Source organism: Streptomyces sp. NPDC001270 (assembly GCF_042896695.1).
In the GTDB taxonomy this organism is placed as follows: domain Bacteria; phylum Actinomycetota; class Actinomycetes; order Streptomycetales; family Streptomycetaceae; genus Streptomyces.
In genome coordinates, this window is sequence record NZ_JBIAXM010000002.1 from 52,637 (window position 1) to 75,966 (window position 23,330).

At 71.9% G+C, this 23,330-nt stretch carries 18 protein-coding genes and 1 pseudogene; 16 read left to right on the plus strand and 3 right to left on the minus strand.

Features of this window, described 5'->3' with window-relative positions; translation table 11 throughout:
* Positions 1-143: 143 nt before the first annotated feature.
* Entirely contained in the window at positions 144-1,187 is a 1,044-nt protein-coding gene (locus tag ACFY2B_RS04180; protein WP_390761591.1) for a LacI family DNA-binding transcriptional regulator, read from the minus strand.
* A gap of 110 nt (positions 1,188-1,297) precedes the next feature.
* Between ACFY2B_RS04180 and ACFY2B_RS04185 the strand changes: the two genes are divergently transcribed.
* The 6 genes from ACFY2B_RS04185 to ACFY2B_RS04210 all read left to right on the plus strand — a co-directional run bounded on the left by ACFY2B_RS04185 (position 1,298) and on the right by ACFY2B_RS04210 (position 9,679).
* Entirely contained in the window at positions 1,298-2,629 is a 1,332-nt protein-coding gene (locus ACFY2B_RS04185) for an ABC transporter substrate-binding protein (protein ID WP_390761592.1), read from the plus strand.
* Positions 2,630-2,631: 2 nt separating this feature from the next.
* Positions 2,632-3,507, plus strand: a complete 876-nt coding sequence (locus tag ACFY2B_RS04190; RefSeq protein ID WP_390761593.1) for a carbohydrate ABC transporter permease — start codon at positions 2,632-2,634, stop codon at positions 3,505-3,507.
* Positions 3,508-3,511: 4 nt separating this feature from the next.
* Positions 3,512-4,426, plus strand: coding sequence for a carbohydrate ABC transporter permease (locus ACFY2B_RS04195; RefSeq protein ID WP_390761594.1), 915 nt, complete (start codon positions 3,512-3,514; stop codon positions 4,424-4,426).
* 60 nt (positions 4,427-4,486) lie between these two features.
* Positions 4,487-6,787, plus strand: a complete 2,301-nt coding sequence (locus ACFY2B_RS04200; RefSeq protein ID WP_390761595.1) for a glycoside hydrolase family 3 N-terminal domain-containing protein — start codon at positions 4,487-4,489, stop codon at positions 6,785-6,787.
* A gap of 354 nt (positions 6,788-7,141) precedes the next feature.
* Complete coding sequence (locus ACFY2B_RS04205) at positions 7,142-7,690, plus strand: carbonic anhydrase (RefSeq protein WP_390761596.1); 549 nt, start codon at positions 7,142-7,144, stop codon at positions 7,688-7,690.
* A gap of 303 nt (positions 7,691-7,993) precedes the next feature.
* On the plus strand, positions 7,994-9,679 hold the full coding sequence (locus ACFY2B_RS04210; protein WP_390761597.1) for a TauD/TfdA family dioxygenase: 1,686 nt from the start codon (positions 7,994-7,996) through the stop codon (positions 9,677-9,679).
* Positions 9,680-9,938: 259 nt separating this feature from the next.
* Here ACFY2B_RS04210 and ACFY2B_RS04215 read toward each other — a convergent pair whose 3' ends face one another.
* The gene (locus ACFY2B_RS04215) at positions 9,939-10,709 is read right to left on the minus strand and encodes a GntR family transcriptional regulator (RefSeq protein WP_390761598.1); all 771 of its coding nucleotides are present in this window, start codon (positions 10,707-10,709) and stop codon (positions 9,939-9,941) included.
* Positions 10,710-10,983: 274 nt separating this feature from the next.
* Here ACFY2B_RS04215 and ACFY2B_RS04220 point away from each other — a divergent pair, with 274 nt between their 5' ends.
* From ACFY2B_RS04220 to ACFY2B_RS04255, 8 genes and pseudogenes are all read left to right on the plus strand, one after another.
* Positions 10,984-12,135, plus strand: a complete 1,152-nt coding sequence (locus ACFY2B_RS04220; RefSeq protein ID WP_390761599.1) for an ABC transporter substrate-binding protein — start codon at positions 10,984-10,986, stop codon at positions 12,133-12,135.
* An 8-nt stretch (positions 12,136-12,143) separates the two neighbouring features.
* Complete coding sequence (locus ACFY2B_RS04225) at positions 12,144-13,100, plus strand: ABC transporter permease (RefSeq protein ID WP_390761600.1); 957 nt, start codon at positions 12,144-12,146, stop codon at positions 13,098-13,100.
* Positions 13,088-13,954, plus strand: a pseudogene (locus ACFY2B_RS04230) (ABC transporter permease); the annotation flags it as partial. The gene ACFY2B_RS04225 and the pseudogene ACFY2B_RS04230, both read left to right, overlap by 13 nt.
* Positions 13,955-14,100: 146 nt before the next feature.
* Positions 14,101-15,195, plus strand: coding sequence for an ABC transporter ATP-binding protein (locus ACFY2B_RS04235; protein WP_390761601.1), 1,095 nt, complete (start codon positions 14,101-14,103; stop codon positions 15,193-15,195).
* A gap of 235 nt (positions 15,196-15,430) precedes the next feature.
* Complete coding sequence (locus tag ACFY2B_RS04240; RefSeq protein ID WP_390761602.1) at positions 15,431-16,129, plus strand: HAD family hydrolase; 699 nt, start codon at positions 15,431-15,433, stop codon at positions 16,127-16,129.
* Positions 16,130-16,232: 103 nt separating this feature from the next.
* Positions 16,233-16,553 carry a DMT family transporter gene (locus tag ACFY2B_RS04245; protein WP_390761603.1) on the plus strand — a complete coding sequence of 107 codons (321 nt, stop codon included), beginning with the start codon at positions 16,233-16,235 and terminating at the stop codon, positions 16,551-16,553.
* A 524-nt stretch (positions 16,554-17,077) separates the two neighbouring features.
* A complete protein-coding gene (locus ACFY2B_RS04250; protein ID WP_390761604.1) occupies positions 17,078-18,829 on the plus strand; it encodes a hypothetical protein in 1,752 nt (583 codons plus the stop codon).
* Positions 18,830-18,858: 29 nt separating this feature from the next.
* Positions 18,859-20,853, plus strand: a complete 1,995-nt coding sequence (locus ACFY2B_RS04255) for a phosphocholine-specific phospholipase C (protein WP_390761605.1) — start codon at positions 18,859-18,861, stop codon at positions 20,851-20,853.
* Between the two features lie 62 nt (positions 20,854-20,915).
* Here the strand turns inward: ACFY2B_RS04255 and ACFY2B_RS04260 are convergent, their stop codons facing one another.
* Positions 20,916-21,467: a MarR family winged helix-turn-helix transcriptional regulator gene (locus ACFY2B_RS04260; RefSeq protein WP_390761606.1), complete on the minus strand. Its 552-nt coding sequence runs from the start codon at positions 21,465-21,467 to the stop codon at positions 20,916-20,918.
* A 221-nt stretch (positions 21,468-21,688) separates the two neighbouring features.
* On the opposite strand from ACFY2B_RS04260, the gene ACFY2B_RS04265 reads away from it, so the two are divergent.
* Positions 21,689-22,252: an NADPH-dependent FMN reductase gene (locus tag ACFY2B_RS04265; RefSeq protein ID WP_390761607.1), complete on the plus strand. Its 564-nt coding sequence runs from the start codon at positions 21,689-21,691 to the stop codon at positions 22,250-22,252.
* A gap of 121 nt (positions 22,253-22,373) precedes the next feature.
* Entirely contained in the window at positions 22,374-22,916 is a 543-nt protein-coding gene (locus ACFY2B_RS04270; protein ID WP_390761608.1) for a GNAT family N-acetyltransferase, read from the plus strand.
* Positions 22,917-23,330: the final 414 nt, after the last annotated feature.

The window sequence follows — 23,330 nt, forward strand, 5'->3', positions numbered from 1 at the left end:
ACCGGCTTGGGAGCAGTGTGCGGGCGGAAGTACACCCGTCCCTGCGGCACCACCCCCGCACCCGCACCCGCCGCCGCGCCTCCGTTCACACCCGTACCTCCACCCGGACCCCCACCTCCACCCCCGGTCACGAGTCGCTCCCGCTACCGAGCCGCCGCCGGTGCCGCAGGTGCCGCCGTGCTGGTCCGGACCACCAGCGTGGTGGCCAGTTCCACTCGGGTCGCCACGGGGGTCTCCTCCTCCCGGCCCAGGTCCAGGACCAGCTTGGCCGCCGCCTCGGCCATTTCCGTCAGGGGCTGACGGACCGTCGTCAGCGGTGGGCCCACCCAGCGGGCCACCGGCAGGTCGTCGAAGCCGACCACGCTCAGGTCCTCCGGGATGCGCAGGCCCAACTCCCTTGCGGCCTCGTACAGTCCGAGTGCCTGGAGGTCGTTGCCGGCGAACACGGCGGTCGGCCGGTCCGGGCGGCGCAGCAACTCCAGGCCGAGCCGGTAACCGGCCTCGTGGTGGAAGTCGCCGGTGGCGATCAGTGAGGAGTCGACCGGCAGCCCGGCGGTCTCCAGCGCGGCCCGGTAGCCGTCGACCCTGGCCCGGCTGCACATCATCCGGGACGGCCCGCTGATCGCGCCGATCCGGGTGTGGCCAAGCTCCACCAGGTGCCGGGTGGCGGCGAGGCCGCCCTGCCAGTTGGTCGCGCCGATCGACGGCACGTCCGCGCCCGGATCGCCCGCCGGGTCCATCACCACGAACGGGATCGAGCGGCTGGTGAGCAGCGCCCGCTGCGACTCGTCGAGCCCGGACAGCACGAGGATCACGCCGTGCGGGCGGCGGGCGGCGACCTGGTCGGCCCAGGTCCGGCCCGGGGTGAGCCGCCCGGCGGACTCGGAGAGCACGACGCTCAGGCCCGCGTCCCTGGCCACGTGCTCCACGCCCCGGATGACCTCCATGGCCCAGGCGCTCTCCAGTTCGTGGAAGACCAGGTCGATCAGGGGTGAACGGGAAGCCTCGGTCCGGCGCCGGCGGTAGCCGTGGGCGCGCAGCAGATCCTCGACCCGGGTGCGGGTCGCCGGGGCGACGTCCGTGCGGCCATTGAGGACCTTCGAAACAGTCGGAGCCGACACCCCGGCCTCGCGAGCGATCTCGGCGAGCGTCGCCGTCTGCGTTTCTGCGGACTTTGCAGGCTTCATGCCCGCGATCGTAATCCCTGCGCAACCCCTTGACGAAGCCCCTGCCGGGCCATACGTTCCCGGAACATTCGAAGTATCGATCGAAACATTCGAATGAGAGAGGTGCTGTCATGGAGTCCCAGACGTCCGACGGCGGGCGTACCTTCAGCAGGCGCTGGGTGCTCGGCGCCGGTGCCACCACCCTGCTCTCCGCCGGGCTCTCGGCCTGCGGCTCCTCGGGCGGATCCGGCAGTGGCGGCGGCACGCTCACCGCGTTCGTGTACGGCGACGACGCGGCGAAGGTACAGGCCGCGGCCGTCGACCGGTTCAACGCGTCCGCGGCGGCCGGGCAGACCAAGGGCCGGATCAAACTGGAGAAGGTGCCCGGCTCCGACTATCCGGCCAAGCTGCGCACCGCGATGGGCTCGCCCCACGCTCCCGACGTGTTCTTCAACTGGGGCGGCGGCTCAATCAAGGCGTACGAGGACGCCGGCCAACTGGTCGACCTGACCGACACCATCAAGTCCGACCCGGTCCTCAAGGACGGCTTCCTCCCCTCGGTCCTGGCGGCCGGCGGCCTGAGCGGGCGCGACTACGGCATACCCATGCGCGGCATGCAGCCCGTGATCCTCTTCTACAACAAGGCCGTCTTCGCCGAGCAGAAGCTCCAGCCGCCCACCACCTGGGACCAGTTGCTCGACAACAACGCCAAGCTGAAGAAGGCCGGGATCACCCCGTTCGCGCTGGGCGGCGCGGACATCTGGCCCGAGCTGATGTGGCTGGAATACCTGGTGGACCGCATCGGTGGCCCCGAGGTCTTCGAGCGCGTCAAGAACGGCGAGTCGGCCGGCTGGGGCGACCCGGCCGTCCTCAAGGCCGCCGAGACCGTCAAGCAGCTCATCGACGACGGGGCCTTCGGCACGGGCTTCAGCTCGGTGGCGTACACCAACGGCGGCGCGCCCGCGGTCTTCGCCAAGGGCAGGGCGGCGATGCACCTGATGGGCTCGTGGGAGTACTCGACGCAGCTCGGCAAGTTCCCTGACTTCGCCAGGAAGGACCTGGGCTGGTTCGCCTTCCCGAAGATCGAGGGCGGCGCGGGCGACATCCGCAACGTCGTCGGCAACCCCACCAACTACTGGTCCGTGAACGCCCGTACGTCCGACAGGGACGCCGCGATCGCGTTCCTGCGCGGCTGCGCCTCTCAGACGTACGCCAAGGACCTGGTGGCCAACGGCGACATCCCCACCACGTCGAACGCGGAGAAGCTGCTGGGCGCCTCGCCGAACCCGGAGTTCGCCACGTTCCAGTACCGGATGGTGCAGCAGGCCCCGGCGTTCACGCTGAGCTGGGACCAGGCCGTGGACCCGAACGTCTCCACGCCCATGCTCACCGAGATCGACAAGCTGTTCGTCGGGAAGTCCTCGCCGGCCCAGTTCGTGTCGGCGCTGAAGGGGCTCAAGTGAGCATGAGCGCGGCCAAGGACGGCCCGCGGACCCGGGCGGGCCGTCCGCACGCCTCCTGGGCCCTGCCCGGAGTGCTGTTCTTCGCGTTCTTCGCCCTCGTCCCCATGGTGCTGGCCTGCTACCTGTCCTTCACCACCTGGAACGGCCTGGGCGACCCGCGGCCGGCGGGCCTCGCCAACTGGCGCAAGCTGCTTCGCGACGATCGCCTCACCCAGTCCCTGACGGTCACCGTCCTGCTCACCCTGGCGAGCTGGGCCTTCCAGACGGTCGCCGCACTGCTGCTGGGTGTCTGGGCGGCGGGCCGCCAGCGCAACCGTGCGGTCCTGTCAGCGGTCTTCTTCGTGCCGTTCCTGCTCTCCTCGACCGCGATCTCGCTGCTCTTCTACGCCCTGCTCGACCCGAACTTCGGCCTCGTCCGCCAGGACACCCTGGGCTCCACCAGCGGCGCGTTCTGGGCCATCGTGTTCGTCGGCGGCTGGCAGTTCATCCCGTTCCACACCCTGATCTACCAGGGCGGGGCGCGGCAGATCCCCGAGGTGCTGTACCAGGCCGCGGCGATCGACGGCGCCGGCCGCTTCCGCCAGTTCTTCTCGATCACGCTGCCCCAGCTGCGGAACACGGCCACCATGTCCGGGGTGCTGATGGTGGTCGGCTCGCTGACGTACTTCGAGACCGTGCTGATCCTCACCCAGGGCGGGCCCGGCACCGACACGGCGATCCTGCCGTACCTGATGTACGAGGCCGGCTTCAAGAGCTACGACTTCGGCTACGCGAGCGCCGTCGCGACGTTCCTCGTGATGGCCGCCACGGCACTGTCCCTGCTGCTCGTGCGGGTGTCCGGCTTCGGCACGATGCGCAGTACCCGGGAAGGGATGTGACGCCATGTCACCCGACACGCTGCCACGTCCCGTGCGGTCCGGCGGGCCGCCGGCCCCGCGGCCCGCCGGACGCCGCCGCCGGACCTGGCGGAGGCGGCCCTGGAGCAGGCGGCCCAACCCGCTGGCCGGCCTGGGCTCCGCGCTCTGGCTGGTGATCGTGATCGTCCCGATCTACGCGATGATCTCGGCCTCGCTCACCCGCCAGGACCGGGCACTGGGCAACAACGCCCTCAAGCCGCCCGCCCAGCCGACCCTGGACAACTACGACACCGTCCTGCACAACGGCTTCGGCCACTTCCTGGCGAACACGGCGATCGTCGCGGCGGCGGTCGTGGCGATCGTCCTCGTGCTGTGTGTCCCGCTCGCCCACGTGGCCGTACGCACCCGGAACCTGTGGTCGACGGCGGCCTTCCGGCTGTTCCTGCTCGGTGTGGCGATCCCGGCGCAGGCCGTCGTCGTGCCGCTCTACCTGATGATCGCGAAGCTCGACCTGTACGACAGTCTGCTCGCGATCGTCCTGCCGACCGCGGCCTTCGCCATGCCGGTGTCGGTGCTGGTCCTCACCGGCACGCTGCGGGACATCTCGGAGGAGCTGTACGAGGCGATGGCCCTGGACGGCGCCTCGGCCACCCGGATGCTGTTCCAACTGGTCATCCCGCTGGCCAAGGGCGGCATCGGCACCGTGGTGATCTACTCCGCGCTCCAGGCGTGGAACGGCTTCCTCTTCCCGCTGATCTTCACCCAGTCCGAGGGCCCGCGTGTGCTGACCCTCGGCCTGTTCACCTACGTGAGCCAGTTCGGCGTGAACATCCCCGCCCTGCTCGCCTCGGTCGTCCTCTCCGGCATCCCGATCTTCGCCGTGTACCTGGTGGCCCGGCGCGCGCTGGTGGGCGGTCTGATGGGCGTGGGCGGCAAATGATCCGGCCGCTCCGCCCGGTCGCCCCGCCGCAGCCGCGTCCCCCTCTCTGACAGGAGTTCCATGACCACCGCTCGTTGGCGGGACACCGCCCTGGCCGCCGCCGTCCGCGTCGACGACCTGCTCTCCCGGATGACGCTGGAGGAGAAGACCGCCCAGTTGTACGGCGTGTGGGTGGGCGCCGCCACGGACGGCGACGGGGTCGCCCCCCTTCAGCGTGAGATGGCCTCCGACCACGACTGGGACGAGCTGATCACGCTGGGCCTCGGCCAGCTGACCCGCTCCTTCGGCACGGCCCCCGTGGACCCGGCCCTCGCCGCGCGGGCGCTGGCCCGCGCCCAGCGCCGGATCGCCGCCGCGGGCCGCTTCGGCATTCCGGCCGTCGCCCACGAGGAGTGCCTGGCCGGCTTCACGGCCTGGGGCGCCACCGCCTACCCGGTCCCGCTCGCCTGGGGCGCGACCTTCGACCCGGCGCTCGTCGAGGAGTTGGGCCGGCGCATCGGCGGGGATCTGCGCTCGGCCGGCGTCCACCAGGGCCTGGCCCCCGTCCTGGACGTGGTCCGCGACCCCCGCTGGGGGCGGGTGGAGGAGACGATCGGCGAGGACCCGTACCTGGTCGGCACGGTCGGCTCGGCGTACGTACGGGGTCTGGAGTCGGCCGGGGTCGTCGCCACGCTCAAGCACTTCGCCGGATACGCGTCCTCGGTGGGCGCCCGGAACCTGGCGCCGGTGCGGGCGGGGGTGCGGGAGTTCGCGGACGTCACGCTGCCGCCGTTCGAGATGGCGCTGCGCGAGGGCGGCGCCCGCTCGGTGATGGCGGCGTACAACGAGACGGACGGCGTCCCGGCCGCCGCGGACCCCCGTCTGCTGACCGGACTCCTGCGGGAGGAGTGGGGGTTCACCGGCACGGTGGTCGCCGACTACTTCGGCATCGGGTTCCTGCAGACGCTGCACCGGGTGGCCGGCAGCCCGGCGGAGGCGGCCCGTGCGGCCCTGGAGGCAGGCGTCGACGTCGAGCTGCCCACCCTGAAATGCTACGGAAAGCCGCTGGTGGCCGCCGTACGGGACGGGCTCGTCCCGCAGGCGCTGGTGGACCGGGCGGCCCGCCGGGTCCTGCTCCAGAAGTGCGAACTGGGCCTGCTGGACGAGGACTGGCAGCCGGAACCGGAGGGCCCGGTCGATCTGGACTCGGCGGCCAACCGTGCGCTGGCCCGCCGTCTGGCGGAGGAGTCCGTGATCCTCCTCGACAACCCGGACGGCCTGCTGCCGCTGGCCCCGGACATGCGGATGGCGGTGGTCGGGCCGCGCGCGGCGGACGCCCTGGCGATGCTGGGCTGCTACTCGTTCCCCTCCCATGTCCTCCCCCACCACCCCGACGTGCCGACGGGCATCGACATCACAGACGTCCTGGAGTCGCTGCGCACCGAACTCCCCGACGCCAAGGTCACGTTCGCGGAGGGCTGCGGGGTGTCCGACCCGGACCGCAGCGGCTTCGAGGAGGCTGCGGCGCGGGCCGCGGAGGCGGACGTGTGCGTGGCGGTGCTGGGCGACCGGGCCGGGCTGTTCGGCCGGGGCACGTCGGGCGAGGGCTGCGACGCGGCCGACCTCCGCCTCCCCGGCGTCCAGGCCGACCTGCTGGACACGCTCGTCGGGACGGGAGTCCCGGTCGTCCTGCTGCTGCTGACGGGCCGTCCGTACGCGCTGGGCCGTTGGGAGGGCCGCCTGGGCGCGGTGGTGCAGGCGTTCTTCCCCGGCGCGGAGGGCGGGCCCGCGGTGGCGGGTGTGCTGTCCGGCCGGGTCAACCCCGCCGGCCGTCTCCCGGTGAGCGTGCCGCGCTCCCCCGGCGGCCAGCCGTGGACCTACCTCCAGCCCCCGCTGGGCCTGGCGGGCGAGGTCAGCAGCCTCGACCCGACCCCGCTGTACGCCTTCGGCCACGGCCGCTCGTACACGGCGTTCGCGTGGGAGGACTTCCGGGGCACGGAGACGGAGATCGGTACGGACGGCTCGTACGACCTCTCGCTGACGGTCCGCAACACGGGCGAGTGTGCGGGCGCGGAGGTGATCCAGCTGTACCTGCACGACCCGGTCGCCTCGGTCACCCGCCCCGACACACGCCTGATCGGCTACCACCGACTGGAACTGGCCCCCGGCGCGTCCCGCCGGGTCACCTTCCGCTTCCACACCGACCTCTCGGCCTTCACCGACCGCACGGGCACCCGCGTCGTCGAACCGGGCGCGCTGGAACTGCGGCTGGCCGCCTCCAGCACGGACGTACGGCACACCGCCCGCCTGACCCTCACGGGTCCGGTCCGGACCCTCGGCCCCGGCAGGCGGCTGCGGTGCGAGACACGGCAGCACGACTGACGGCGAGCCGCCACCCGTTCACGGCGAGAACGCCGCCCACCGGTCACGACCACCACGACCGCCACGTCCGCCACGTCCGCCACGGCCGCGAAGGCCGTGACCGACCGTGCCCGACGGGTGAAGCACGGCGGGCCTGCCGGAGACACCCGTCCGAGGTGTGAACCGGGACGCAGTGACACGCGTACTCGGGGCGCACCTTCGCGGGTACCCGCGAAGGTGCGCAGTCGGGAAGCGTTTGCGGGCATCTTCGCGCGCCGCCCCCGATATCCCGGCCCTCGGAAGTCACCGACCTGATACTGAGGACCGCCCGCTCGGTCTCCCCCTCCGTCGCTTCGCCCTGATTGGAGCACGACCATGGCCACGTCGCACTTCGCCCCGTATCTCCAGCGCAATGAGCAGTTCGCCGCCACCGACGCCAAGACCCACGTCCCCGAGATCCCGTTCGTCCCGTTCCAGCAGGTGTACCTGATCACCTGCATCGACCCGCGGGTCGAGCCCGCGGCCATCGTGGGGATGCAGCTCGGGGAGGCGATCGTGGCCCGCAACGTCGGCGGACGCATCACCCCCGCCATGATCCGCGACCTGACCTGGATCTGCCACCTGCACGAGCACAAGACACCCGACGCCGACTGGTTCGAGGTGGCGGTCATCCACCACACCGACTGCGGCTCCGGGCTGTTCGCCGACCCGGAACTGCGCCGTACCTACGCCGAGCGGGGCGGCTACGACGAGGAGACCGCCGCTGCCATGGCAGTACTCGATCCGTCCGCCACCGTGCGCACCGACGTCGACTTGCTGCGCAGGGCACCGGAGCTGACCGGCAGCATCAAGAAGTTCAAGATCGGCGGCTACGCCTACGACCTGAGGACCGGCGTGCTCACCACCGTCGTCGCCCCGAGCTGACGCAGTACCGAATCCGGATCCCGCCGCGCGGCCGGCGGGGACGGTGAGATCCGCCTCCGATTTGGGACAGCCTCGCGCCAACGCGGCGGACGTCATGCGGGCAGCACGCGACGAACCCAGGAGCGCGCAGGCGTCGCTCGGGCACGCCGCGGGCGGGCCGGCCCGTGCTGGTGACTGTGCCTGGTGCGGCGCGCCCCGGGCGCTGCTCGGCCCGTCTTCGCCCTGTCGTCATCTGCCGATCGCCTTCGGCTCACCAAGGCCGGTCAAAGTTGGCTAGACAACTTCAGTGGAGGAGAGAAACTCATGACCACGTCACGTCCCGGGGCCGGAGATCCGGCCTCCTCGCTCGCGGCCCGGGTCGCGGCGCTGCCCGCCGTGTGGCTGCGCGACAACTGCCCGTGCGCACAGTGCCGGGACCCGCGGTCCGGCCAGAAGCTGTTCCAGATCACGGACCTCCCGTCCGGGCTCGCCGTGGGCGAGGTCGTGGAGTCCGTCGCGGTGACGGAACCGGGCGAGGTGGCGGAGGTGGTGGCCGAGGTCCGCTGGGAGCCCGACGGCCACCGCTCGGCGTACGCCGCCGGCTGGCTGCACGCCCACCGCCCGGCCGTCCCGCCCGCGGCCGGTGACCGTCGTACGGAGGCGGGCAAGGAGCTGTGGCGGGCCAAGGACCTGGCGGGTCGGCTGCCGGAGGCGGACTGGGCCGACTACCTCGGCGATCCCGCCGAGCGGGCGCGGGTGCTGGAGGCGGTGCAGCGCCTCGGGTTCGCGCTGCTGCGCGAGGTGCCGCGCCGAAAGGGCCAGGTGCTCGACGTCGCCCGCAGTTTCGGGTTCGTCCGGGAGACCAACTACGGGCAGTTGTTCGACGTCCGGGTCGTGCCCGACCCCAACAACCTCGCGTTCACCTCCGCCCGGATCACCCCGCACACCGACAACCCCTACCGCGACCCGGTGCCGACCCTGCAGTTGCTGCACTGCCTGGAGAACTCCGCGGAGGGCGGGGACTCCGGGCTGGTCGACGGCTTCGCCGCCGCGGCGCTGCTGCGCTCGGTGGACCCGGAGGCGTTCGGCCTGCTGACGCGGACGCCGGTGCCGTTCGTCTTCCGCGACGACCGTAGCGAGTTGCGCGCGGACCGCCCGCTGATCGACGTGGACCCGCTGGGCCGGATCCGCGAGGTGCGGTTCAACAACCGGTCGATCGGCACGCTGCGGCTGCCCGCGCCGGATCTGGAGGCGTTCTACGCCGCCTACCGCCGGTTCGCCGAGCTGCTGCTGCGGCCCGGCCTCCAGTTGGACCTGCGGCTGGCCCCCGGCGACTGCCTGGTCTTCGACAACACGCGCCTGCTGCACGCCCGTACCGCCTTCGGCCGCAGCGGCGCCCGGCATCTTCAGGGCGCCTACGCCGATCTGGACGGGCTGGCGAGCACCCTGGCCGTGCTGCGCAGGTCCGACTCGCTGGACGCCCTCGCGGAGTTGTTCGACGGGCCGGGGACGGCGGAGTACCTGGGCGAGGAGGTCACCGTCGCCGGGCACATGCTCCAGGCCGGCGCGCTGGCCGAGGCCGCGGGCGCTCCCCCGCACCTGGTGGCCGCCGCGCTGCTGCACGACGTGGGTCACTTCCACGGGCCGGTGACCGGTACGGAGCTGATGGAGGGCACCGACAACCGGCACAGCCACACCGGTGCGGACCTGCTCGCCCGCTGGTTCGGCCCGGACGTCACCGAGCCGGTGCGGCTGCACGTGGCCGCCAAGCGCTACCTCTGCGCGGTCGAGCCCGACTACCGGGCCGCCCTGTCCCCCGCCTCCGAGTACACCTTGCAGGTGCAGGGCGGCCCCATGGACGAGGCCGAGGCCGCCGCCTTCGCCGCGCTTCCCCACGCCGCTGACGCCGTCGCCGTACGCCGCTGGGACGAGCAGGCGAAGGATCCCCGGGTTCCGGCACCGGACTTCGCCCACTTCCTGCCGCTGCTCACCTCGCTGATGCGGGGTTAGACCCGTCCGGGGCACGTCACATCATCGAGGTCCCCTTTCCGTCGGCCGTGGCGGAAAGGGGACACGGCAGCGGAGGCGAGTGCCGTTGGGGGGCCGCGGTGGTGTGCCTCCGGTCGCTCCGTGACGGACCGCCCTGCGCCGCGGTGCTCTCCGGGAGGCTCTGCGCGTCTCCTCCGCCGTTCGCCTTCCCCGCCGGACTCGGTCCCGCGGCACCGCGGACCCTCCCCGGTCGGCCGCTCTCGCCTGCGGAAGCAGCCCGTCAGGGGGTGGTGCGGTGGTGGCGGGCGAGGGCCGAGCCGGCGATGGAGTTGTGCACGGTGAAGGCGACGGTGCCCGGCAGGTAGCGGTCCTCCGACCACTCGACGGGCGCCCCGACCGGGTCGGTGGAGCGCCTGCGCTCGCGCAGCAGGGCCTCGCCGACGTGGCAGCCCAGCAGGCGGGCGTCGTCGGCGTCGGCCAGGACGAGGTCGATGGTGTGGTCCGCGTCGGCGAACACCACGCCCTGTTCCTGGAGGGGTTCGGTGTGCGAGACCGCGTCGGCGGGTATGCGCGCCACCAGGTCGCCGACCCACACGGGGTAGACGCTGCGCTCGACCATCACCGGCCGGCCGGAGAGGGTGCGGACCCGCCGTACGACGACGACCTCCGCGCCGGTCTCCAGGCGCAGTTGCTCGCTCTCGCCGGCGTCGGCGGGGCGCCGCTCCAGGCGTTCCACCCGGCCGCCGGGCTCCTCGCCCAGCGACCGCGCCCAGTTGGTGAAGCTGACCAGTTCCGCGAAGCTCTGCACCCGGGTGGTGCCGAGGACCACGCGTCGGGTGCCGCGCCGGGAGGTGACCAGCCCGTCGGCCCGCAGGGAGCTGAGCGCCTGGCGCACGGTGCCCCGGGAGACCCCGTACCGCTCGGCGAGCACGCTCTCGGCCGGGAGCCGGCCGCCGGAGCCGTACTCGCCGGCCGCGATGGCCTCGCGCAGGTCGGCCGCGACCTTCCGGTAGAGCGTGCCCCTGCGCGGCTGCGCGCTGTCACCCTGCAACGCCCCTCCTCCTGGCCTGCCCCGTCATGTGCGCGCCGTGCGCGCCTCGGTGGACCCTATCTGCTCCGCGCCGGCCGCCGCCTCCCGAGGACCGGCACGTGCCTCGGGCAAACGCCGACATTCCGATGCCATCCCTCGAAAGTCGCCGGACTGTTCACCTTCCGGTCACCGGTGTCGGGCGTACTGATGAAAGTTGTACAGCCAACCTTGGCACGCCGACGGCCGACTCCGCAGGTCCGTCGCGCCCGCACGCCGTTTCTCCAGGAGGAATTCCGTGATAGTCCCTCGTGTCCGCACCGCCGCCGTGGCTGTCGGGCTCACCACTGCGGCCCTCGCCCTGACCGCCTGCGGCTCCTCCTCCGATTCCACGGCATCCGCCGGCGGCGGGAAGAGCGCGGCGACGGCCGCCTCCGCCGCCGACTTCGGCGGCATGGACGCACTGGTCGCCGCCGCGAAGAAGGAAGGCACGCTCAACGCCATCGCACTCCCGTCGGACTGGGCCAACTACGGCACGATCATCGCCGCGTTCGAGAAGAAGTACGGGATCAAGGTCTCCGACGAGAACCCGGACGGCGCCAGCCAGGACGAGATCAACGCGATCACCTCGCGCAAGGGCCAGAGCCGCGCCCCCGACGTCGTCGACCTCGGCAACTCCTTCGCGCTGAGCGCCGCCGCCCAGGGCATCCTCGCCCCGTACAAGGTCGCCACCTGGGACGACATCCCCGCCAACCAGAAGGACGCGACCGGCCTGCGCTACGACGACTACGGCGGCTACGTCTCCATCGGCTGTGACGATAAGCAGGTCAAGGTGTGCCCGACCACCTTCGCCGACCTGCTCAAGCCGGAGTACAAGGGCCAGGTCGCGATGAACGGCGACCCGACCAAGTCCGGTTCGGCCTTCGGCGGTGTCTTCGCCGCGGCGCTGGCGAACGGCGGCTCGCTGGACGACATCCAGCCCGGCCTGGACTTCTTCCACAAGCTGAAGCAGAACGGCAACTTCAACCCGGTGGAGTCCACCCCGGCCACCGTCGAGAAGGGCGAGACGCCCATCAGCATCGACTGGGACTACCTCAACGCCGGCTACGCCAAGGAGTTCGCGGCGAAGGGCCTGGACTGGAAGGTGTCGGTCCCCAGCGACGGCCAGTACGCCCAGTACTACAGCCAGGCCATCAACAAGTACGCGCCGCATCCGGCCGCCGCCCGGCTGTGGGAGGAGTTCCTCTACAGCACCGAGGGCCAGAACCTGTGGCTGCAGGGCTTCTCCCGCCCGGCTGAGCTGCCGGCCATGCTGGAGAAGGGCACCGCCGACAAGACGGCCGCGGCGAAGCTCCCGCCGGTCTCCGGAAGCCCGAAGTTCCCGACCACCGCCCAGGTCGACGCCGCCCAGAAGGCCGTGGTCGCCGGGTGGGCCAAGGCCATCGGCTGATCGACGACATGACCACGGTTCGCGCCGCGACGCCGTCCCCCGCCGCCGGCCCGTCCTCGGACGAGGCCGGCGGCACCGGGACCGTCGCCTCCCCCGCCACGCCCCAGGGCACTGCCCGCCGTCGGCCCCGCCATGCCGGCCGGCTGGCCGTCCTGCCGCTGATCGTCTTCGTCCTGGTGGTCTTCGGACTGCCGGCCTTCGCGATCGTCACCAACGCCTTCAGGACGGCCGCGGGCGCGCCCGACGGCCCGCACTGGACCACGGACAACATCAGCCAGTCGGTGCACGGCGCCTACCTCACCGCTCTGTGGGGCAGCGTCAAGCTGTCCGCTCTCACCGCGGCGATCGGCGTGCTGCTCGGCCTGCCGCTCGCCCACGCCGTCGTGACCTCCCGCTTCCGCGCGCTGCGCGAGGCGGTGCTGGCCGCGTCCGGTGTGCTCGCCAACTTCGGCGGTGTGCCGCTCGCCTTCGCCTTCGTCGCCACCCTCGGCAACTCCGGTGAGCTGACCCGGGCACTGGATCTGGGCAAGCACGGCTGGAGCCTGTACTCCTTCACCGGACTCAGCATCGTCTACCTGTACTTCCTGGTGCCTTTGATGGTGCTCACCATCACCCCGGCGCTCGACGGCCTGCGCGTCCAGTGGCGCGAGGCCGCGCAGAACAACGGCGCCACCACCCGGCAGTACTGGACGCACGTGGCCCTGCCGATCCTGGCCCCTTCGCTGCTGGGCGGCTTCGTGCTGCTCTTCGGCAGCGCCTTCGCCGCGTACGCCACCGCGGCGGCCGTCGTCGGCAGTTCCGTACCGCTGGTCACCTTGCAGATCGCGGGCGCGCTGTCCGGCAACGTGCTGGCCGGGCAGGGCAACGTGGCGCTGGCGCTGAGCCTCGACATGATCGTGATCGCCGGTGTCGTGATGGCCCTGTACATCCCCCTCCAGCGCAGGAGCGCACGATGGCTGCACTGACCCCGTCCGCCACCGCGCGGCCTAAGCCGGAAGGCGCCGGGCGGCGCCGGCGTCCACGGGTGTGGCGCGGCGTCGTCGGGCTGATCGCCGCCGTGTACTTCCTCGGCCCCATGGTCGCCTCGGTGGTCTTCACCGTGGACGTGCCCGGCAAGGGCCTCACCCTGAGTTCCTACAGCGGCATCTTCGGCGTGGCGGGCTTCTGGGACAGCCTGCGGCTGACCCTGGAACTCGCCGCCGCCACCATCGCGGCGACCCTGCTGCTGCTCGTGCCCGCGCTGATCGCGGTGCGGCTGACCGCGCCGCGGCTGCGGGTGCTGCTGGAGGTGCTGTGCTCGCTGCCGCTGGTGGTGCCCGCGGTGGCGCTGACGGCGGGCATCAGCTCGGTCCTTCAGTGGGGTCCGGACCATCTCGCCGACACCCCGCTGTTCCAGACCTTCACCGCGATCCAGAACCCGGACTTCCCGGTGGTGCTGCTGCTCGCCTATGTGCTGATGGCGCTGCCGCTGGCGTACCGCACCCTCGACGCGGGGCTGCGGGCGCTGGACCTCGCCACGCTGGTGGAGGCGGCGCGCAACTGCGGGGCGAGCTGGCCGCGGACCGTGGTCCACGTCATCCTGCCCAACCTGCGCGGGGCGCTGCTGAACACCGGGTTCCTCACCCTGGCCCTGGTGCTGGGCGAGTACACGGTCGCCTCGATCCTGGGCTACCAGCCGTTCGCCGTGTGGATCGTGTCCCTCGGCGGCAGCAACGCCCAGGTCTCGGTGTCCGTGTCGGTGCTCAGCCTGGTCCTGACCTGGGTCCTCCTGCTGCTGCTCGCCGCCGCCGGGCGCGGGCGCGCGGCCCGTACCCCGCGCAGGGCCCGCTCGAACGCCGACCCCGCCGACACCCCCACCGGCGTCACCACCGACACCCCCACCGGCGTCAGCACCGACGTCACCACCGACGTCACGGCAGTCGTCACCTCAGCCGTCACCGACACCGTCACCGTCCAGGAGAAGTCGTGACCACAACCACCGCGGCCCCGTCCGCGTCCGTCCGCGCGTCCGGCGGCGCCACCGTGGAGTTCCGCGCGCTGCACCGCAGTTTCGGTGCCACGGTGGCACTGGACGGCCTGGATCTGGCCGCCCGTCCCGGCGAACTGCTCGCCCTGCTCGGGCCGTCCGGCTGCGGCAAGACCACCGCGCTGCGGATGCTGGCCGGTTTCGAGCACCCGGACGCGGGCGAGGTCCTGGTCGACGGCGAGGACGTCACGGGTGTGCCCGCCCACCGGCGCGGCGCCGGGATGGTGTTCCAGTCCTACAGCCTCTTCCCGCACCTGACGGCCGTCGAGAACGTCGCGTTCGGCCTGCGGATGCGGGGCACCGGAAAGTCCGCGCGGCTGCGCCGGTCCGCGGAACTGCTGGACCTGGTGGGGCTGGGCCGGCTCGCCGACAGGTTCCCGCACCAGATGTCGGGCGGTCAGCAGCAGCGGGTCGCCCTGGCCCGCGCGCTGGCGCTGCAACCGCGCGTGCTGCTGCTCGACGAGCCGCTGTCCGCGCTGGACGCGAAGGTGCGGCTGTCGCTGCGCGAGGAGATCCGCCGGCTCCAGCAGGATCTGGGGATCACCACGCTGTTCGTGACGCACGACCAGGAGGAAGCCCTGTCGATGGCCGACCGGGTGGCGGTGCTGCGCGCGGGCCGGCTCGAACAGGTCGCGGTCCCTGCGGAGTTGTACGCCCGGCCCGCCACGGCCTTCGTCGCCGAGTTCGTGGGCACCATGAGCCGGCTGCCGGCGGTGCGCACGGGCGGCGGCGCGCAGGTCGAGGTGCTGGGCAGCCGGCTGCCGGTGGAGGGCGCGATGCCCGCCGACGGCGACCTGGACGTCCTGGTGCGTCCCGAGGCGGTGCGGGTCGCCGCCGATCCGCTGGGCGGCGGCACGGTGGTGGCCGCCTCCTTCCTGGGTGCGGTCACCCGGCTCACCGTGCGGCTGGCCGACGGAACCGAGGTGAAGGCCGACCTGCCCACCGGTACGGCGGCCGGTCTGCCGGTCGGCGCGACGGCGTCCCTCACGCTGCCCGAGCGCCCCGTCCTGGTGGACCGCCGCCGGGCCGCCTGACCCCTTCGCCGGGCCGTCGCGCGGGGCGCTCACCACGGGTGCGCGCCCCGCGTCGGCCCGGGTCGCCCCGCGTCGGCCGGGTTCGTCCCACCGCCGTACACCGGTCCGTTCGGCGCCGCGTACAGCCCCGTATCCCCCATCCCGTATCTCACGGCCTCCCAGCCCTACATCCACATCCACATCCCCCTCGTATCCCCATCCCCCCATCTCGTATCTCCTGACAGGAAAAGCATTCGTGCACTCCCGTAACGCCCCGGTCCGTCCCGCCGCCGTGCTGTTCGACATGGACGGGACACTCGTCGACACCGAACACCTGTGGTGGCGGGCCGTCGCCGAGGTGGCGCAAGACCTGGGCCACCGGCTGAGCGACGCCGATCTCCCCGAGGTGTTCGGCCGGCCGGTGGGGCACACCGCGGCGTATCTGTGCCGGGCCGTGGACCGCTCGGTGCCGGAGGCGCGGATCGCCGCCGACCTCGACTCCGCCTTCGCCACCCGGGTGGCCGTCGACGTCCGGCCCCGGCCGGGTGTTCCGCGGCTGCTGGCCGAACTGAAGGACGCCTCGGTGCCGGTCGGCCTGGTGACGGCCTCGCCGCGGCACGTGGTCGACCTGGTCCTGCGCACGCTCGGCCAGGAGTGGTTCGCGCTGACCGTGGCGGCGGAGGACACCACCCGCACCAAGCCCGCCCCGGATCCGTACCTGGCGGCCGCCGAGCGGCTCGGCGCCGAACCGCGGACGTGTGTCGCGGTGGAGGACAGCCCGCTGGGCGTGGCCTCCGCGCGGGCGGCGGGCTGCCCCGTGGTGGCGGTCCCGTCCGCCGTACCGATCGCCGCGGAGCCGGGAACCGTGGTGCTGAGCAGCCTGGAGGAAGCGGACCTGGCACTGCTGTCCACGCTGGCCGCGGCCCCCGTACGAGCCCCCGGCACCCGAACCTGACCGGTGGCCGCCCACCACACCCACGCCCCTGCGCACTTCACCGCCTCCCTCGGTCTCCGTCCACACCTCTCCGTTCCCGTCCGCTCACACCTGCCGAGTCACGATGCCCTACGTTCTGCTCGCCCTCGCCATCGCCTCCGAGATCTGCGCCACCAGTTGTCTGAAGCTCACCGAGGGATACACACGACTGCTGCCCACCGTCGCGGTGGCGGTCGGCTACGTGGTGTCGTTCGTCTTCCTGGGACGCGCGCTGAAGGACATCCCGGTGTCGGTCGCCTACGCGGTCTGGTCGGGGGTCGGCACCGCGGCGGTCGCCGCCGTCGGCGCGGTGGCGTTCGGGGAGTCGCTGGGGTGGCCGCAGTGGCTGGGCATCGCCCTGGTCATCGCGGGCGTGGTGGTCCTCAACGTGCACGGCGGCCACTGACACGGGACCGGCCGCGGGGCGGCGGCCTGGTCAGGCCCGGCGGCGCGGGCAGGGCTCCCCGGCCGAGCACCCACCGAGCACCCGTCGAACTCCAGCCGATCCGCCCGCCGTTGCCCGGCGGGCGGTTCGGCGTTCCGAAAGCAGTGCGGCACTCGGCTCAGCCGCCGGCAAAAGTACGCACAAGCGAAGGCGCGCACCGGCAAAGTCACCTGCAACACCGCCGGTACTGCACCGGTGACGCGCACCACCCCCGGGCCCGAGCGCGCGCGGGCACGCAACGGCGGCCCGCGCGGGGCGGATTGTCGGCCACTGCCCGGACGCGCGCCACGTCCCGTTCACGAAAGATTTCTGCACGAACCGCTTACTGGGCCGAGTTGTATAGCCAACTGGTTCCCGGTGCGCGGCAACGCCCCCGCCGGTGCCAGGGACACACCGCGGCCGGGACCTCCGGGGCCCGCCGCCCAGCCGACTGCTCCAGCCCTGGCCTCCCGTGCCCGGACCGGACGGAGAGGATCCGTGCCCTCATGCCACCCACTCCCACCGTGGCGGCCTCCAACAGCACCCTCGCCCTCGCCTCGCCCACCGCGCCCCACCCGGGCGACAAACTGACCTTCACCTGGACCACCGACACCCCGGGCGCCAAGAACTGGATCGGCGTGTACGGCCCGGGGAGTTCACCGGGCAACGGCACCTCGTCGGCGTGGTCGTACGTCGCGGCGGCCGCGTCGGGCACCACCACCGTCGACACCTCCAAGCTGGCCGGCGGGCCCTACACGGCCTACCTGCTGCTGAACGACGGGAACCAGATCCTCGCCCGGACCGGGCCGATCTCCTTCACCGGGTCGGGCGACAGCATCGTCCTGAAGTCGCCGGCCGACCCGCACGAGGGCGACAAACTCACCTTCGCCTGGACCACCTCCTCGCCCGACGCCAAGAACTGGATCGGGATCTACGACGGCGACCGGCAGCCCGGCACGGGCTCGTCCATCGTCTGGGCGTACTCCGCCGCCGCGTCCGGCAGCCTCACCCTCGACACCTCGGGCCTCACCGGCGGCCCGTACACCGCCTACCTGTGCTACCAGGACAAGTACCCGGTCATCGCCAAGACGGCGCCGTTCGACTTCACCCCGGTGGTCCGGCCGTACGCCGTCGTCGACGCGGTCACCGTCCCGGCCACGGCCGGGGACACCGTCGAGGTCCCGCTGGGCAACCTGTGGATCCGCCCGGAGGGCAACAAGCCCGGCACCCCGTCCTTCCACCGGGCCTCCGGCGACTCCTGGCTGTCCGTCAGCTCCGACGGCACCGTCACCGGCCGCGCCCCCGGCAGGGCACCGAAGGCCCCGGGCCGGCTGGTCGCCTCCGTGCAGGACAGCGCCGGCGGCAGCGACACCGTGACCGTCGAGGTACCGGTCCGCTCCGACCGGGACGACCTCACCCTCAAAGTCGCCTCGCTGAACCTGTGGGACGCCGGCACGCACGTCGACGGCCCGCTGGAGAAGCAGGCGCGTGTGGTCCTCACCCAGGGACTGGACATCGTCGCCCTCCAGGAGACGGACGGCACCGCGGCCAGGGCCCTCGGCCGGGCACTCGGCTGGAACGTCCACCAGACCTCGGGCAGCCTCGGCATCGTCAGCCGCCACCCGCTGGCCGACGTCCAGGACCCGACCGCCGACCTGCCCGCGCTGTCCGCCACCGTACGACTCCCGGGCGGCAGCACCGTACGGCTGTGGGTGGCCCAGCTGGACGAGGCAGACTACGGGCCGTACGCGGTGGCGGCCGGGCAGGGCGCGAGCGCGGTGGTCGCCGCCGAGAAGCAGACCCTGCGCTACCGGCAGGCGCAGACGCTGGCCGCCGCCATGCGGCGCGACCTCGCCTCCGCCACCCCCGTGATCCTCGCCGCCGGCCTCGCCTCCCCCTCCCACCTGGACTGGACCTCGCGCACCTCCGCCGCCCACCACGGGGTCGGCGCCGTGGCCTGGCCGGTCACCGAGGTGTTGCAGAAGGCGGGCCTCAACGACGCCTTCCGCGAGGCGAACCCCAACCCGGTGAAGGTCCCCGGCATCACCTGGTCCCCCGTCCGCCCGGCACACGACGGCGGCGGTGCCGAGCCGCAGGACCGCGTCGACCAGGTCCAGTACGCCGGACGTCTGAAGGTCCTTCAGGCCCACAGCCTGACCACCGGCTGGCCGCACCCGGTCCCCGGCACGGGCGGCAACGGCTGGCCCTCCGACCACGCCGCGGCCGTCGTCACCTTCGCCCTGCGTACCGCCCGCTGATCCCGTACGACCGCAAAGGACCCGCATCCATGACCCCGATCAGCCGCCGTACCTTCGTCGGCACCGCCGCCGCGGCGGGAGCGACCGCCGCCCTCGGAATGCCCGGCACGGCCACGGCCGCCGAGACGTCCGCCGCGTCCTCCGCGAGGCACGGCACCGTCGACGACGTCCGGCACGTCGTGATCCTCATGCAGGAGAACCGCAGCTTCGACCACTACCTGGGCACCCTCAACGGCGTCCGCGGCTTCGACGACAAGCAGGGCGTCGTCCTCCCGGGCGGGAATCCCGTCTTCCGGCAGCCCGACGCCGGGCGCGCCGAGGGCTACTCCCTGCCGTTCCGCTTCGACACCGCGGCCTACAAGGCGCAGGACTTCGGCGGTCTCGACCACGGCTGGGACTCCGGCCACCAGGCGGTCAACAACGGCGCCCAGAACCAGTGGATCTCCGCCAAGGGCCGTTTCACCATGGGCTACTTCACCCGTGCGGACATCCCCTTCCAGTACGCCCTGGCCGACGCCTTCACCGTCTGCGACAGCTACTTCACCTCGCTGAACGGCCCCACCGACCCCAACCGCCTCTACCTGTGGACCGGTACGCCCGGCCCCGGCACCGACGGCACCACCGGCCCCTTCACCGACAACTCGATCGTCACCGAGAACCCGGTGGGCGACTGGACCACCTACGCGGAGCGCCTGGAGAAGGCCGGAATCAGCTGGCGCGTCTACCACAACCCCGACGGCTCGGACAACGAGAACGGCGACTACGACGACAACGCCCTGTCGTACTTCAAGCAGTTCGCCGAGGCCCCCGCCGACTCCCCGCTGCACGTCAACGCGATGACGAAGCACGATCTGACCGCCTTCGACGCGGACTGCCGGGACGGCAGCCTGCCCACGGTCTCCTGGCTCGTCGCTCCCTTCAACTACTGCGAACACCCCAGCGCCGGACCGGACTGGGGTGCCTGGTGGGTCAACAAGGCCCTCCAGTCCCTGATGTCCAACCCCGACGTGTGGCGCAACACCGTCTTCCTGGTGATGTACGACGAGAACGACGGGTTCTTCGACCACGTCGTGCCGCCCTACGCGGAGGCCGGCACCAAGGACGAGTTCGTGGACGGCAAGCCCATCGGTCTCGGCAGCCGGGTACCGATGTGGGTGTGCTCGCCCTGGTCCCGCGGCGGCTGGGTCAACTCCCAGGTCTTCGACCACACATCGGTGCTGCGCTTCCTGGAGCTGGTCACCGGCGTCCACGAGCCCAACATCTCGGCGTGGCGCCGCGCCGTCTGCGGCGACCTCAGCACCTGCTTCGACTTCACCAGGCCCGACTACAGCCTCCCCCGCCTGCCGGACACCGACGAACTCAAGGCACGGGCCACCGCCCAGCACTCCCTGCCGCCCGTCCAGGCCCCCGCCGACGGCAGGCAGGCGATGCCCCAGCAGGAATCCGGTGAGCGACCGCACCGCCCGCTGCCCTACCGGCCCTGGGCCGAGGTCTCGATCGACCGCCGCACCGGCAAGGTCACCTGCACCATGACCAACAAGGGCTCCACCGGCTACGTCTTCACGGTGCTGCCCAACATCCTCAAGCCCTTCAGCGGCACCCCGTACCTGGTGCAGCCCGGCGGCACCCGCACCTACGAGTGGGACGCCGCCGCCACCGACGGCCGGTACGACTTCTCGGTGTACGGCGCCGACGGATTCGTCACCCGCTTCTCCGGCACGGTCACCCCCGACGGCCAGACCGACGTCGGCCTGCCCTCGGTCACCGCCAAGCTGCGCGACACCGGGCACCCGGAGAAGTCCACGATCGACCTCAAACTCACCAACGACGGCGACACCGAGGTCTCCTTCACCCTCACCGCCAACGATTTCGGCGACGACACCAGGACCGTCCAGGTCGGGCCGCGCGCCCGCACCACCGTCTCCTGGCACGCCGACCGCCAGGGCCACTACGACGTCACCGTCACCGCGGCCACCGGCACCCGCTTCGCCGAGCGGTACGCCGGAACGATCCACAAGCTCTGACAGCGTGAGGCAGTGGCCTGGTGGTGCCGACGCCACCGGGCCGCTGCCGACGCGCAGGGCGTTCAGCAGTTCGGCGTGCTTCCCTCGGGTCGGGCCGCCCGGCCGGCGCTCGCCGGTCCGCCCTGCTCCGACGCGCTGTCGATACGGGCGATGACCTTCTCGGAGCACCGGCGCAGCGTTTGCAGCTCCTCCGGGTCGAGGGCGTCGATGAACAGCTCACGCACGCGCTGGACGTGCCCGGGTGCCGCCTCCGCCAGGTAGGCGTAGCCGGCGTCGGTCAGGATCGCGTGCGTGTAACGTCCGTCACACGGATCGGGCTCGCGGCACAGGATGCCGCGCTTCTCAAGACGACTGACCATGTGTGACAGGCGTGACAGCTCCGAGTTGACCATGGCCGCCAGCTCGCTCATCCGCATGCGGTGTTCGGGCTGTTCGGACAGGAGCGCCAGCACGTAGTACTCGATGAAGCTGAGCTGCCAGTCCCGCTGGAGCTGCCACTCGAGCGCGATGGGCAGCCGCTGCGCGAGGTTACTGAATCCACGCCATGCCGCGAGCTGGTCAGCAGTGAGCCAGCGTGGCTCGGCCACCTCGGGCTCCTCCCCTTGAGCAGACATACCCACAGCCTAATGGCGCCCGAGGCGCCGACGTGCCCGCACGGCGACGGCCGGCGCCGGCACGGCGACCACACAGGACACACCCAGGGCCCCGAGCCGTCCGGAGCCGTCCCGAGCCGCCCGGAGCCGCCCCGCTTGACTTGAAGATTCACGTGATAGTCCACTAGGGTCACGCATGAAGATTCAAGTGATGCTGTGGATCAGCGTCGGAGGGAACAGCTATGAGCAATCTGAAGCTCGCTATCATCCTGGGCAGCACCCGCCCCGGCCGTAACGGCAAAGCGGTGGCGGACTGGGTCCTGGCCAAGGCGAAGGAGCGTACCGACGCCGACTACGAGCTGATCGACCTGGCCGACTACCCGCTGCCCCACCTGGACGAGCCGGTTCCGCCGTCCATGGGCGCCTATGCCGGCGAGCACACGAAGGCATGGGCCGCCAAGATCAGTGAGTTCGACGGATACGTCTTCGTCACTCCGGAGTACAACCACTCCATCTCCGGCGTGCTGAAGAACGCGATCGACTACCTCTACGCCGAGTGGAACAACAAGGCGGCGGCCTTCGTCTCCTACGGTGGGCTCGGCGGAGCCCGCGCGATCGAGCACCTGCGGGCGATTTCGAGCGAACTGCAGCTCGCCCACGTGCGCCAGCAGCTGTCGTTCTCGCTGATCACCGACTTCGAGAACTACTCCGTGTTCAAGCCGGGAGCCCACCACGACGACGCGGCTGTCACCCTGTTCACCCAGCTCGAATCCTGGGCCGGCGCACTGAAGGCCATCAGGCACTGACGCGCCCCCGCTCGCATCGGCCGGCCGCCGGGTGTCGCAAGCACCCGGCGGCCGGCCGACCGCAGCCGCAACGAGCGCTTATTCCATTGCCGCCGCCGGCCCGGTCGGGTAGGAAGCTTGGATGCTAAGAGGCAGCAAGGTCGGGCTCAGGGCCCGGTACGAGGACGACATCCCGGTCCTGCGGGCCGAACTCTACGACGACGTGGTCAACGCGTCGCGGGCCGAAAGCGGACCATGGCGGCCGGTCAGCCCCGGTTCGAAGGATCCACGGCTCGTGGTGGACGACAAGGAGCAGGGGAGCGTCCCGTTCTCCGTGGTGGAGCTGGCGGGCGGCACGCTGGTCGGCACCGCGACGCTGTGGGGCATCGACACCCACAGCCGGTCCGCGCACATCGGGCTGGGACTGCTGCCGTCCTGCCGCGGCAAGGGCTACGGCACCGACGTGGTCGCGGTGCTGTGCCACTACGGTTTCGTCGTACGCGGCCTGCATCGGCTCCAGATAGAGACCCTGTCGGACAACGCCGCGATGCTGCGCTCCGCCGAGCGCAACGGCTTCGTCCGCGAGGGTGTGCTGCGCTCCTCGGCCTGGGTGATGGGCGAGTTCCTGGACGAGGTACTGCTCGGGCTCCTCGCCCAGGACTGGAAGCCGGACCCGAGCGCCTAGGCTGCCGCCCGAGGTCCAAGGGCGGGGCCGAGGACCTGTCGAGACGCGAAGGTCCCTGCCGCCCCGCCGTCGCTCGGCGGTTGAGCGCACCATTGCCCTTCCCAGTTCCCGGTTCCTTGCTCCCGCCGCCCGGCACGGAATCCTTGGACGCCGCCGTGCACGAGGTGCCCGCCGACAGGCCGAGTTCCGGCGGAGCCGTCCACGTCAGCCTGGGGCGACGTCTTCGGATGCCGTCCGGGCGAGCGTGTCCGCCACCGTGGTGCAGGCGAGCCGGGCCACGGACCGCAACTCGGCGTCCGCAACGCCGGCACGGTTCAGCACGGCCGCGACTGCCTTCCCTCATGTTCTTCTACACCAGCATGTTCTTCTACACCAGTGTCGACGAACCACTCCCCCTCACCGGATCGTTGGCGT

Excerpts from the sequence above, each read along its gene's own strand:
- ACFY2B_RS04180 (WP_390761591.1), bottom strand. The coding sequence starts at position 1,187 with ATGAAGCCTGCAAAGTCCGCAGAAACGCAGACGGCGACGCTCGCCGAG.
- ACFY2B_RS04260 (WP_390761606.1), bottom strand. The coding sequence starts at position 21,467 with ATGTCTGCTCAAGGGGAGGAGCCCGAGGTGGCCGAGCCACGCTGGCTC.
- ACFY2B_RS04210 (WP_390761597.1), top strand. The coding sequence starts at position 7,994 with ATGACCACGTCACGTCCCGGGGCCGGAGATCCGGCCTCCTCGCTCGCG.
- ACFY2B_RS04200 (WP_390761595.1), top strand. The coding sequence starts at position 4,487 with ATGACCACCGCTCGTTGGCGGGACACCGCCCTGGCCGCCGCCGTCCGC.
- ACFY2B_RS04205 (WP_390761596.1), top strand. The coding sequence starts at position 7,142 with ATGGCCACGTCGCACTTCGCCCCGTATCTCCAGCGCAATGAGCAGTTC.
- ACFY2B_RS04195 (WP_390761594.1), top strand. The coding sequence starts at position 3,512 with ATGTCACCCGACACGCTGCCACGTCCCGTGCGGTCCGGCGGGCCGCCG.
- ACFY2B_RS04255 (WP_390761605.1), top strand. The coding sequence starts at position 18,859 with ATGACCCCGATCAGCCGCCGTACCTTCGTCGGCACCGCCGCCGCGGCG.
- ACFY2B_RS04265 (WP_390761607.1), top strand. The coding sequence starts at position 21,689 with ATGAGCAATCTGAAGCTCGCTATCATCCTGGGCAGCACCCGCCCCGGC.
- ACFY2B_RS04225 (WP_390761600.1), top strand. The coding sequence starts at position 12,144 with ATGACCACGGTTCGCGCCGCGACGCCGTCCCCCGCCGCCGGCCCGTCC.
- ACFY2B_RS04270 (WP_390761608.1), top strand. The coding sequence starts at position 22,374 with ATGCTAAGAGGCAGCAAGGTCGGGCTCAGGGCCCGGTACGAGGACGAC.
- ACFY2B_RS04245 (WP_390761603.1), top strand. The coding sequence starts at position 16,233 with ATGCCCTACGTTCTGCTCGCCCTCGCCATCGCCTCCGAGATCTGCGCC.
- ACFY2B_RS04185 (WP_390761592.1), top strand. The coding sequence starts at position 1,298 with ATGGAGTCCCAGACGTCCGACGGCGGGCGTACCTTCAGCAGGCGCTGG.
- ACFY2B_RS04190 (WP_390761593.1), top strand. The coding sequence starts at position 2,632 with ATGAGCGCGGCCAAGGACGGCCCGCGGACCCGGGCGGGCCGTCCGCAC.
- ACFY2B_RS04250 (WP_390761604.1), top strand. The coding sequence starts at position 17,078 with ATGCCACCCACTCCCACCGTGGCGGCCTCCAACAGCACCCTCGCCCTC.